The organism is Acidovorax sp. LjRoot66, assembly GCF_964253305.1.
In the GTDB taxonomy this organism is placed as follows: Bacteria; Pseudomonadota; Gammaproteobacteria; order Burkholderiales; family Burkholderiaceae_C; genus Acidovorax.
The window spans coordinates 5841063-5852429 of sequence record NZ_CAXUQU020000001.1 but is presented as its reverse complement, the minus strand read 5'-3'; the positions used below and the strand labels follow the sequence as shown (position 1 = coordinate 5852429).

The following is an 11367-nucleotide window of genomic DNA, read 5'->3' as shown; positions in this document are numbered from 1 at the left end:
ACGGGGCAATCCGGGGCAGGCCCGGAGCAAAGCGGGAAAAGAGGAGGCGTGGAGAGGTGTCGGGCCTGCGGGGCAGGCGCTGCGCAGGCAGCCCCCTCAAATTCGGTCGCGCGTGGTCTGGCGCCGGGTCTCGGTGTGGTTGGTGGGTGCGTGGGCCGACGCGAAATAGGCGCGCGCGTCCGCACAGTCCTTGGCAATGCCCGTCGTCAGGGCATCCAGACCGTCGTATTTGAGCTCGTCGTGCAGTTTGTGCAGCAGTTCCACCCGTACGATTTTACCGTACGCCCCTTCGGCCCCCAGATCGGCGGGCCATTGCAGGCAATGCGTCTCCAGCAGCACGCGTCCGCCGTTCACGTCATCGGGGTCCAGCGAAGGGCGCACGCCCAGGTTGGCCACGCCTTGCAATGGGAACTCGCCCAGGCCATGCACCAACACGGCAAAGATGCCGCTGGCAGCGGGTTTCCAGTGGGCAAAGCGCAGGTTCAGCGTGCGAAAGCCATCCCCAACCCCTTCGGCCGTGGCCCCCAGCTCGCGCCCGAGCTTGCGCCCATGCACCACGTGGCCCGATATCGTGTAGGGCCGGCCCAGCAGGCGGGCGGCGGCCTCCATGTCTCCCTTGCCCAGCGCCTGGCGCACGGCCGAGCTCGACACGCGCAGCCCGTGCACCTCGTAGCTGTTCATGCGCGCCACGTCGAAGCCCCGGGCCTGGCCCGTGGCATCGAGAAGCGCGTAGTCGCCCGCGCGCTGGGAGCCGAAGCGGAAATCGTCGCCCACCAGCACGTAGCGCGCACCCAGGCCCTGGAGCAGCACCTCGTCGATGAAGGCCTGGGGCGACTGGGCCGCCAGCCGTGCATCGAAGGGCAGTACCACCGTCTGCTGCACGCCACAGCGCGCCAGCTCGGTGAGCTTGTCGCGCAGCGTGCCGATGCGTGCGGGCGCCAGCTCCGGCTTGTGCAGGGTCCCGGCGAAGTAATCGCGCGGGTGGGGCTCGAAGGTCAGCACGCAGCTCTCCACCCCGCGGTGGGCGGCCTCGCTGTTGAGCAGGGCCAGCATGGCCTGGTGGCCCCGGTGCACGCCGTCGAAGTTGCCAATGGTCAGCGCGCAGGCACGGGCAATGCCGGGGTGGTGGAATCCGCGGAAGATCTTCATTGCTTTGTTATCTTTTTGATAGCAGCGTGGGCCGATGGGTAAAGCACCAGACGCCAATCTGTCATGAAAACAGAGTATATTGTGTACTACGGACTTCACAGCGCAGTGGGGTCCGCGAGACATCCGCGTTCCGATTCCTTGTGTTCATTCTTGTTCCAGGAGGCGTGTTTTGAAGGTCTTGAAGCTGTCAGCCCAGGGGCTGCCCCAGTCGTGGATATCGCTGGAGCAGGCGGTCATCCACTACGCCGCGGGGGAGGTGCGCTGGGAGTCCGGCGGCCACATCGCGCGCTTTCGGGGTGGCTACAACGCCGTCACGGGCGAACAATCGGTGATTGCCATCAACAGCATCATCGGTACCAAGGGTGTGCCCAGCATCAACCCCTTCGATCTCAAGCCGGGCCTGACCAACAGCAAGCTCTTCGTTCGCGACCGCAACGTGTGCGCCTACTGCGGCGGGCACTTCCACGAAGACAACCTCACGCGCGAGCACATCGTGCCCTTTGCCCGCAACGGGCAGGACCACTGGATGAATGTGGTGACGGCCTGCCGGCCCTGCAACCACAGGAAGGGGCCGCGCACACCGGAGCAGGCGCACATGCCGCTGCTTTACGCGCCCTATGTGCCCAGCCTGTGGGAAGACTTCATCCTGCGCAACCGACGCATCCTGGCCGATCAAATGGAATTCCTGATGGCCCACGTCCCCAAATCTTCGCGTCTTCTTGCCTAGCGGGCGGAGCGGCCAATACGGCCCTTCTGGCGTCGTTGTTCCGTCTTGCCGTACTAGCGTACTGTCTGCGACATAACGCCTAGCCATAGGGGCCGTCTTGACCACTCTTGGGGATGTGCTGCACGGAATTCGGGTACCGCGCAGCGTCTGCTCATCAATACGTCAGTTCCAGAAACACCAGGTGCCCGCTGGCTGCGGGCCATGTCTGCCCCACCACCCGTTCGCCGTTGAACTGCGCTGCCACGCTGCGTTGTGCAGAGCCTTCGGGCTTGATCTTGGCCGATGCGGCGCCGGCGCCTGCCGGCACGCCCACGGGGGGCACGCCGTCGAACAGCATCTGGTCGCGTGCCGGGTCCAGGTAGCCGCGGGGGCGGGTCATGGTGACCACGGTGGCGGCCGCCTTATCGGCGTCGGCGATGCGTTCGGCGCGCAGGTGCACGATGGTGCTGCTGCGCGGGAAGCCGCTGCGGTAGATGTGGGTGGTGGCGTAGCCGTGCGCGGCGATGGCGAATTCCAGCGGGGAGCCGGTGGGTACGACCAGCGGGCCCCACTGGCCGTCGGCCGCCACGGTGGTGCGCAACAGGGCGTTGCCGGTGCGGGCACCCGTGGCCGGGTCGGTGGCATACACCTCCAGCTGCGCACCGGGCAGGGGCAGGTTGTTGCTGAAATTGCCGGTCTTGGCGTCCAGCGGGTCCACGCCCAGGCCGGTGACCTTGCCCGAGATCGCCACGCGCGCTTCGCTGGCGATGGCGGTGGCCGCAGGGGCCTTGCCGGTGATGAACTGGTAGGCCGCCGCAAAGGCGGCGGGTGAGAACGAGGTCTCTCGGTGGTCGATGCGCGGGATCACCACATTGGTCGCGCCCTTGAGTTCGGGGCCTGCCGCGGTGACGTTGGTGGCCGTTCCCTTCTGGCCGATCCACAGGCCGTCGGGTTGGGCGAACTTGTCGTTGCTGTCCGAGCGCACGGTCATCCACTGCACGGGGCCGGTGACTTCGTCGCCTGCGGCGTTCTTGGGTGCATTCAGGCCTTTGAGGAAGGGGCCGGTGCCGGCGAACTCGCTGCCTTCGCGAAAGCCGGGAATCGCCCACACCCCGTGGTTGGGCGTGCCGCCCAGGATGGCGTGGCTCACGGTCTGCTCGCCGCCGCCGTTCTGGATGTAGTTGCGGATGGCATTGCCGCCGCGCGAGTTGCCCATGAGCACGACCTTGCGCGCGCCCGTGGCCTTGAGCACCTTGTCCACTTCGGCCTTGAGGTAGGCCATGTGCTCGGCCGCCGAGGTGCGTCCGGGCTGGGCCTTGGTGTCGTCGTCACGGTTGATCGGGTAGGGCACGTCGATGGCGTGCAGGCGCTCGCGCGGCCAGCCGTTGGACTCGAATCGCCAGGCCGTGGTCTGCCACAGCGCAGCCGTGTCGCCATTGCCGTGCACGAAGACGATGGGGGGCAACGCCTGCTGTGAAGGGCCTTGCGTGGCGCAGCCGGCGAGGGCCATCACGGCAGTGGCTGCGGCGATCAGTGCGAACCGGCGTTGCAGGGGAATCATCATCATGGTGTTCTTCTCAGGAAATAAAAAATGCCCGTGGATCGGTCAAATCCACGAGCATGATCGATGGGTGTTACGCCCTTGCGTCAGTGGTTCTCAGGCAAACACGCCGGCCGTGTCCTGCATGCGGGCCGACACTTCACCGAGGTGGTGCAGCGTGTCGCCAAAGGTCATTTCAAGTTGCGTGAGCTTCTTGAAGTAGTGGCTGCCGATGTACTCGTCGGTCACGCCGATACCGCCGTGCAGCTGTACCGACTGCTGGCCCACGAAGCGCATGGACTGGCCCAGTTGCACCTTGGCGCGCGCCATGGCGGCGCGGCGCTCGGCAGCAGGCGCGCCCAGCTTGAGGCTGGCGTAGTAGCTCATCGAGCGGGCCAGTTCGAGCTGCATCTTCATGTCGGCCACTCGGTGGCGCAGGGCCTGGAAGCTCGAGATCAGCACGCCGAACTGCTTGCGCTGGTTCATGTACTCCACCGTGGCGGCCACGGTCTTGTCCATCACGCCCACTGCTTCGGCGCAGGTGGCGGCAATGCCGGTGTCCACGGCCAGTTCCAGCGCGGCCAGGCCGTCGGTGGTCACCAGGGTGGCGGGGGCGTTGGCCAGTTGCACTTCGGCGGCGCGGCTGCCGTCCTGCGTCACATAGCCCTTCGTGACCACGCCGCTGGCAGAGCGCTCCACCAGGAACAGCGCGATCTTTCCGTCCAGCTGGGCGGGCACGAGGAAGGCATCGGCCTGGTCGCCCGTGGCGACGATGCTCTTGGTGCCGGTCACGCTGTGGCCGCTGCCCGCTGCCGTGGCCTTTGCATCGCACACATCCAGGCGGTAGCGCGCCTTGCGCTCCTGCTGGGCCAGCACCACCAGGGCTTCGCCGCTGGCAACGCGGGGCAGCCAGGCACCCTGCACCTCGGCAGAGCCGTACTGCGAGAGCACGGCACTGGCGATGAAGGCCTGGGCGAGGGGCTCGAGCACCATGCCGCGCCCCAGCTCCTCGGCCACCACCATCGCGTCGATGGCGCTCTGGCCCAGGCCGCCGTTGTCCTCAGGCACGGTCAGCGCCGTCAGGCCCAGCTCGGCCAGTTCGGTCCAGGCGTCGCGCGAGAAACCGCCGGCCTCGACCGCCGCGCGGCGGCGCTCGAAGGTGTAGCCCTTGTCCACCCACTTGCGCACGGCGTCGCGCAGCTGTTCCTGGTCGTCAGAGAAATCGAAATCCATGTTTTTGTCTCCTTAGCCCAGAACTGTCTGCGCCACGATGTTGCGCTGCACTTCGTTCGAGCCGCCGTAGATGGTGGTCTTGCGCAGGTTGAAGTAGGTCGATGCCAGGGGCGCATTGGCCACCTCGCCGCCGGGAAAGTCGCCTTGCCAGCCGGCTTCCATGGCCTCTTCGATGAAGGGCAGGGCGAAGGGGCCGGCGGCCAGCATCATCAGCTCGGCGTAGCGCTGCTGGATCTCGCTGCCGCGGATCTTGAGCAGGCCGGCGATATCGAGCGAGTTCTTGCCCGACTTCTCGGCTGAAAGCACGCGCAGTACCAGCATTTCCAGGGCCACGATGTCCACTTCCAGCAGGGCGACCTGGTCGCGAAAGCGCGCGTCGTCCCACAGGCCTTCGGCCTTGGCGATGCGCTTCAAGCGCTCCAACTCGCGCTTGCTGCGGTTCACGTCGGCGATGTTGGTGCGCTCGTGGCTCAAGAGGTGCTTGGCGTAGGTCCAGCCCTTGTTCTCTTCGCCGATCAGGTTCTCGGCCGGCACTTCGACGTTGTCGAAGAACACCTCGTTGACCTCGCACTCGCCGTCGAGCAGCTTGATCGGGCGCACGGTGACGCCGGGCGACTTCATGTCCAAGAGCAGGAAGGAGATGCCGGTCTGCGGCTTGCCCTCGGTGCTGGTGCGCACCAGGTTGAACATCCAGTCGCCGTACTGGCCCAGCGTGGTCCAGGTCTTCTGCCCGTTGACGATGTACTTGTCGCCCACGCGCTCGGCGCGGGTCTTGACCGAGGCCAGGTCCGAGCCCGAGCCCGGTTCGCTGTAGCCCTGGCTCCACCAGACTTCGCCGCTGGCGATGCCGGGCAGAAAGCGCTTTTGCTGCTCGGCATTGCCGAAGGCCATGATCACCGGGGCCACCATCACGGGGCCGAAGGGGATGATGCGCGGAGCGCCGGCGAGGGCGCACTCTTCTTCGAAAAGGTGCTTTTGCACGGCGGTCCAGCCGGGGCCGCCGAACTCCTTGGGCCAGCCAAAGCCGAGCCAGCCCTTCTTGCCCAGTATCTTGGCCCAGCCCTGCAGGTCGTCACGGGTCAGGCGCAAGGCGTTGTGCACCTTGTGGGAAATGGCGGGCGGCAGATTGCTGTGGACCCATGCGCGAACTTCGTCGCGGAAGGCCTGTTCTTCGGGGGTGAATGCGAGATCCATGCGGCTTGTCTCCTGAGAAGTCGTGTTTGTAGCACGGTCGTTCGTTTTATTCCTGTCCGGGTGGCGACATCGCCGGCGCCACCGGCTCGATGCCCAGCTCGGCGCACAGCCGTTCCACCGTGGCGCGCAGACCGGCCACCTCGGTCTCCAGCGCCGCCACACGCGATTGCAGTGCCCCGGTTGCCCCGCCCGTGGCGGGCGCGGCAGCACTGCTGCTGGTGTCCACCGGCCCGCACAGCAGGTGCGTCCAGCGTGGCTCGCGTGCGCCCGGTGCGCGCGGCAGCAACACCACCAGCGGGCCGCCTTTCTCGGCACTGCGCTCCTGCAGCTCGTCCAGGAAGGCCTCGACCGAGGAGATATCGGCAAACCGGTACCAGCGCTCGGCGTTGATGCGCAGCTCGCCCGCCGTCTGCGGGCCGCGCAGCATCAACAGGCCCAGCAGCACCGCCGATTGCTCGGGCACGCCCACCCCGCGCTGGAAGTTGTGCTCCCAGCGCGTGGTGCGGTTGCCGCTGGTCTCGAATGCCAGGGTCAGCTGGCGCAGGGAATCGAGGGCCTCCTGCGCCTCGGCATCGCTCAGCGTCATCACCGGCTCGCGGCTGGTCTTCTGGTTGCAGCCGGTGAGCAGGCCGTTGAGCGACATCGGGTAGCTGTCGGGCACGGTGCGGGCTTTCTCCATCAGCGTGGCCAGCACGCGGGCCTCGTTCGCGGTCAGGGGGCGGTTTGCGGGGTCGAAGGGCATGGCAGGGATAATCCGGGGTTGAGCGTCGTCGTGCAATTTATGAAGAACATCGTGATTTTGATCTCCGGCAGCGGTTCCAACATGGCCGCCATCGTCCGGACTGCGCAACAGGAGGACTGGGCCCGCCGGTATGGCGCCCGCGTGGCCGCCGTGCTCAGCAACAAGGCCGACGCGGCGGGCCTGGCGTTTGCCCGCAGCGAAGGCATCGCCACCGAGGCGCTCGACCACAAGGCCTTCGACAGCCGCGAGGCTTTCGACACCGCGCTCGCGCAGGCCATCGACAGGTATGAACCCGCCCTGGTGGTGCTGGCCGGTTTCATGCGCATTCTCACACCGGGATTCGTGGCGCGCTATGCGGGCCGGCTGATCAACATCCACCCGTCCCTGCTGCCCGCCTTCACGGGCCTGAACACCCACCAGCGCGCGATCGATGCGGGCTGCAAGGTTGCGGGCGTGACGGTGCACCAGGTGACGGACGAATTGGACGTGGGCCCCATCCTGGACCAGGCCGTGGTCCCCGTGCTGCCTGGGGACACGGCCGAAGCGCTGGCGACCCGGGTGCGGGCGCAGGAGCATGTGATCTACCCGCGTGCCGTGCGGGCCTTCATGGCGGCCCTGGCGTAATCCCGGGCTACAGGGTGCGCACCACCTGGGCTTCGCTGCTGTCCAGCAGGTCCTGGGCCAGTGCCGCCTGGTGCGAATCGCTCGGGTGCGCCACCACCACCCATTGGCGCTTGCGCAGTGCAGACCGCACCCGGTTGACGACCCAGACGCGGTCGGGCCGCAGCGCGTTCAGCGCCCCCAGCATGAGGCCGAAGGTGGTGCCGAAACCCACGATGGCGAGGAAGGCCAGCAAGGGGTTGTTCAATAGGGCGGGATCATGGGTGGCGATCAGGTAGCAAAACGCCGTGAGGCCCAGCACTGTGCCCACCATGCCGGCAATGGCATGGGTACGCACCAGGGTGGTGAACACGCCGCGGGCTTCTGGCTCCAGCGCCCGGCTGAGCAGATCGCGGTTGCGCAGGTCCGCGTGCTGTGGCCCCAGCAGCCGGACCTGGCCGGGCTCCATGCCAGGCAGTCGCAGCAACCGGCGCACGGCAATGTCCGCATCGGCCTCCCGTAGGAAAAATCCGACGACCTTGTTCAGCGACTTTTCGCTGAACATTCCTTGCAATAGATAGTCCATGGTGTGCTCCGTGCCATGCGCACAAGGTGCGAGGCGTGCAGTGCTCCCGGCCTGGACTGGCGGGTCATTTCCGCGTTCAACCCGTGGCAGCATGGGACGTTGTGGGTGATGGCTCCCAAGATAACCCGGGCATAGCGCCCGGGCTGTAGGACAGTGCGGCATGGGGGCGCAAGCCCATTCCCTGCCTGCCTTCACCCATGCCTTCCTATCCTCAGGCCAGGGCGCTCAGCGTGCTACCGGTGCTCGACCAGGATCCTGCGGCGGCCTCGTACTGGCTGCGTGCGAATTGGGCCAGTTTCATCAAGTCCGTCTTCTGCCCGCTATCCGTGGTCTGGCCACCGGTACCGGTGTTGCTGACACTGGTGAGCTGGCTGGTCAACTGGTCGATGAAGGAGCGGGCCTCCTCGCTGCTGATACTGCTGTCGCCGTCGGTGTCGATGGTCTTGAACAGTGCCGTGATGGCGTCCGTCTGGGCGGCACCCGCAGCCTGCTCTGCGGCGGACACCACCCCGTCCTCGTTGGTATCGAGCGGGTCGTAGGTGGTGCCGCTGCTGGCCGAGGCGCCGCCGGGACCGCCTGGCCCACCGGGCGGCGGCGGGGGCATGCCGCCCACGGCACCGCCACCGACCTCGCCCGACGGCCGGCCGGCGTCGAATTCGGCCTCCGAAAGGCTGCCGTCGCCGTCCGCGTCGAGCTGGCTGAACAGTTCGTCACTGCTGACACCCGTCTTGCTGGCCGTGCCGCCGGACATCTTCTCCAGCAAGGCCTGCAGCTCGGTCTGGCTGACTGCGCCGTCGCCATCGCTGTCCACCTTGCCGAACAGGTCGTCGCCAGCCTGGCCTGTGGCACCCGTGCTGCTGCCGCTGTCGCTGCGCGACTGGGCAAAGGCCATGGTCGAGGGCGGTGGGGGCATGGCGCTGTGCATCGTCTTGCCCAGCTCGTCGGCATTGAGGCTGCCGTCCCCGTCGCTGTCGTACTGCTGGACCAGGTCGGCAGCGCTGGCCTGGCTGCTCACGCCGGTCTTCTTGGCCACATCGTCCAGCAGGCCCTGCAGTTCGGTACCGCTCACGCCGCCGCTGCCGTCGGCGTCTATTTTGGCCAGCAGCCGCTCCGGCGAGGGCCCCGGGCGTGGCGCCCGCTGCACACTTGCACTGGACCAGGCACTGCTGACGCTACTGATGCTCGTCATCGTCGTTCCTTCCAAGGGTTGCGGGCTGCGGCCCGTGCTCCCCGAAGTGGCGAACAATGCCGGCAACGGCCCGGATCCCATTCTTCAAAGGCCAGGTCAAGGCGGTTTGTACTGTTTGTGTCCATGGGGACACAATGGCGGCATCCATCTGCCGAACTGGCGGATGATTGCCGGCCAGTTCGGCGTTTTGGCCCCGTGCGGTTGTGCAGGTTGGCGATCAGGCCGGTGCCGACGGTGGGGGCAAAGCCTCGTCGGCGCATTTCTCGAAGCGCGGGCGCATGCGGCCGTCGATCAGCACGTCTTCGGCGAACATGGCCGCCGGGCGTACCCACAGGCCGCGCTGGCCGTACAGTGCGCGGTACAGCGTCATGGGCTCCAGGGTTTCGCTGTGGCGCACGGTGTCGATCACCTCGTACAGCATGCCCTTGTAGTGCCGGTACAGGCCGGGTGGGGTGGGGGTGATTTGGGGCAGGTCGTCGTCGGTCATGTTGGTTAGGATGGCAGGTGGTCAAAAAACAAGGTTGAGGGGGAAATCCAGTGGATCAGGCAGATTTTGTGCACCTGGTGCGCATGAGCGAGCATGCCAGCGCCGACAACAGCCGCCGTTATCGGCTCGGCGTGGCTGCGTTCGCCGCGCTGGGCTATGCCTGGGTGCTCGGTTGCCTGGCCGTGGGGGCCGGCCTGATCGCCTGGGTGATACCGCAGCTGTTCAATGGCCGGTTCCGGCTGGTGCTGGTGTTGGTGCTGCTGGGTGCGGCCAGCCTGCTGTGGGTGAGTATCCGCGCGCTGTGGGTGCGCGTGGACGAGCCCAAGGGCATGGAGATCACCGCGCTGGAGGCCCCCGAGCTGTTCGAGGCGCTCGAGCGCATGCGCCGCAAGATCAAGGGCCCGCCCATCCACCATGTGTACCTGAACGACGAATTCAATGCCAGCATCCAGCAACTGCCCCGCTACGGGCTGCTGGGCGGGGCGGTGAACTACCTGACCATCGGCCTGCCGCTGCTGCTGGCGCTGGACCGGCCGCGCTTTCTGGCCGTGCTCGCGCACGAATACGGGCACCTGCGGGGCGACCATGGCCGTTTTGCGGCCTGGATCTACCGCACCCGGCTGACCTGGATGCGTTTGAACAGCAGCCTCGAAGACGATGAAGGCGCCGTGGCCGTGGCCACCCAGGCCTTCATGCGCTGGTATTTCCCGCGCTTCGTCGCCAAGACCTTTGCGCTGGCGCGCCAGGACGAGTACGAAGCCGATCGCATCGCAGGCCGCCTGCTGGGGCGCGATATCACGGCGGCCGCGCTGATCGAGATCGAGGTGCGCGGAGAATGGCTGCACAGCACCTTCTGGGGTGACCACTGGTGCGCCGCAGCCGGCAATCCCTTGCCGGTGGGGCCTTACCGCGCCATGCGCAAGCGCCTGGCCGAAGTGCCGGATGCGGCCTTTGCCAATGATGCCCTGCGCCAGGCGCTCAAGCGCATCAGCAATGTGGACGATACCCACCCGGGCCTGCGCGACCGCATCGAGTCGCTGGATGCGGTGCCCACCGTGCCTGCCGAGTGGTCGCGCGGCAGTGCGCTGGCCCTGCTGGGCCCCGAGGCCAAGCGCTGGGTGGCGCATTTCGACAAGCAGTGGTGCCGCGACAACGCCAGTGAATGGAAGCGCCACCACGGCTGGCTGGGCCGGGTGCGCGACCGGGCCCAGACCCTGCAGGCGGGCATGCCCCAGGCCAGCGCCGCAGAACTGGTGGAGCTGGCTCGCCTGCAGCGCCACCTGGACCCACGGGCCGATGTGCGCGGCCTCTACGCCACGGCACTGCAGCGCAGCACCGACCACCCCGGTGCCCTGCGCGGCCTGGTGCAGAGCCTGCCCGCCGACGACCGCGAGGGCCGCATGGCCCTGCTGCACCGCCTGTGGGAGGCCGGCAGCAGCGACCGCTATTGGACCGCACGCACGGCCCTGGCCGAGCTCGAAACCCCGCGCATTGGCTATGACCACGACGCCACGGCCTTCAAGCAGTGGCGCAAGCGCCTGGAGCGCGCGCAGGAGTCCGAGGAGCGCGCCTGGGAGGAGCTTTCGGGCACCTCGTTCTTCAGCCAGACCACGCGCCACGACCTGAGCCCGTTCGAGCTCGAAGAACTGCAGGCCGAGCTGGTGCGTTATGCCGACGTGGAGCGCTGCTGGCTGGTGCGCAAGAACCTGCGCGAACACCCGCAGCGGCGCGCCTACCTGGTCTTCGTGGACCTGCCCGACCTGGACGACGGCAGCCGCTACCAGCTGTGCCGCGCCATGGAGCGCCAGCTCGGCTTGCCCGGCCCGGCGCTGGTGCTCTGGGCCGGTGAATCGCCCACACTCAAGGAAATCCAGCGCTCGGCATTCGATCCCGTGTTTACCCGCTGATTGAAGGTAGCTGATGCCGTAAAAGCGGGCGTTG

At 67.2% G+C, this 11367-nt stretch carries 11 protein-coding genes; 3 read left to right on the top strand and 8 right to left on the bottom strand.

Annotation, left to right across the window (positions count from 1 at the left end):
* Nucleotides 1-96: 96 nt before the first annotated feature.
* A complete protein-coding gene (locus ACSQ3Y_RS27375; protein WP_436179469.1) occupies nt 97-1149 on the bottom strand; it encodes a bifunctional riboflavin kinase/FAD synthetase in 1053 nt (350 codons plus the stop codon).
* Between the two features lie 169 nt (nt 1150-1318).
* Here ACSQ3Y_RS27375 and ACSQ3Y_RS27370 point away from each other — a divergent pair, with 169 nt between their 5' ends.
* Complete coding sequence (locus ACSQ3Y_RS27370; protein ID WP_057201975.1) at nt 1319-1876, top strand: HNH endonuclease; 558 nt, start codon at nt 1319-1321, stop codon at nt 1874-1876.
* A 154-nt stretch (nt 1877-2030) separates the two neighbouring features.
* On the opposite strand, the gene ACSQ3Y_RS27365 is transcribed toward ACSQ3Y_RS27370, so the two are convergent.
* The 4 genes from ACSQ3Y_RS27365 to ACSQ3Y_RS27350 form a co-directional block, all read right to left on the bottom strand.
* Complete coding sequence (locus ACSQ3Y_RS27365; protein ID WP_436180182.1) at nt 2031-3416, bottom strand: alpha/beta fold hydrolase; 1386 nt, start codon at nt 3414-3416, stop codon at nt 2031-2033.
* A 96-nt stretch (nt 3417-3512) separates the two neighbouring features.
* Nucleotides 3513-4628, bottom strand: coding sequence for an acyl-CoA dehydrogenase family protein (locus ACSQ3Y_RS27360; RefSeq protein ID WP_436179468.1), 1116 nt, complete (start codon nt 4626-4628; stop codon nt 3513-3515).
* Between the two features lie 12 nt (nt 4629-4640).
* Nucleotides 4641-5822, bottom strand: a complete 1182-nt coding sequence (locus tag ACSQ3Y_RS27355) for an acyl-CoA dehydrogenase family protein (protein WP_057201977.1) — start codon at nt 5820-5822, stop codon at nt 4641-4643.
* A gap of 46 nt (nt 5823-5868) precedes the next feature.
* Nucleotides 5869-6564 (bottom strand): YceH family protein, encoded by a 696-nt coding sequence (locus ACSQ3Y_RS27350; RefSeq protein ID WP_436179467.1) that lies wholly within the window; start codon nt 6562-6564, stop codon nt 5869-5871.
* 39 nt (nt 6565-6603) lie between these two features.
* On the opposite strand from ACSQ3Y_RS27350, the gene purN reads away from it, so the two are divergent.
* A complete protein-coding gene (purN, locus tag ACSQ3Y_RS27345) occupies nt 6604-7188 on the top strand; it encodes a phosphoribosylglycinamide formyltransferase (RefSeq protein WP_436180181.1) in 585 nt (194 codons plus the stop codon).
* A 7-nt stretch (nt 7189-7195) separates the two neighbouring features.
* On the opposite strand, the gene ACSQ3Y_RS27340 is transcribed toward purN, so the two are convergent.
* From ACSQ3Y_RS27340 to ACSQ3Y_RS27330, 3 genes are all read right to left on the bottom strand, one after another.
* Entirely contained in the window at nt 7196-7750 is a 555-nt protein-coding gene (locus ACSQ3Y_RS27340; RefSeq protein WP_436179466.1) for a hypothetical protein, read from the bottom strand.
* A gap of 211 nt (nt 7751-7961) precedes the next feature.
* Nucleotides 7962-8939, bottom strand: a complete 978-nt coding sequence (xopAW, locus tag ACSQ3Y_RS27335; protein ID WP_436179465.1) for a XopAW family type III secretion system calcium-binding effector — start codon at nt 8937-8939, stop codon at nt 7962-7964.
* Between the two features lie 217 nt (nt 8940-9156).
* Nucleotides 9157-9426: a DUF1653 domain-containing protein gene (locus ACSQ3Y_RS27330; RefSeq protein WP_436179464.1), complete on the bottom strand. Its 270-nt coding sequence runs from the start codon at nt 9424-9426 to the stop codon at nt 9157-9159.
* 50 nt (nt 9427-9476) lie between these two features.
* Here ACSQ3Y_RS27330 and ACSQ3Y_RS27325 point away from each other — a divergent pair, with 50 nt between their 5' ends.
* On the top strand, nt 9477-11333 hold the full coding sequence (locus ACSQ3Y_RS27325; RefSeq protein WP_436179463.1) for a M48 family metallopeptidase: 1857 nt from the start codon (nt 9477-9479) through the stop codon (nt 11331-11333).
* Nucleotides 11334-11367 lie beyond the last annotated feature (34 nt).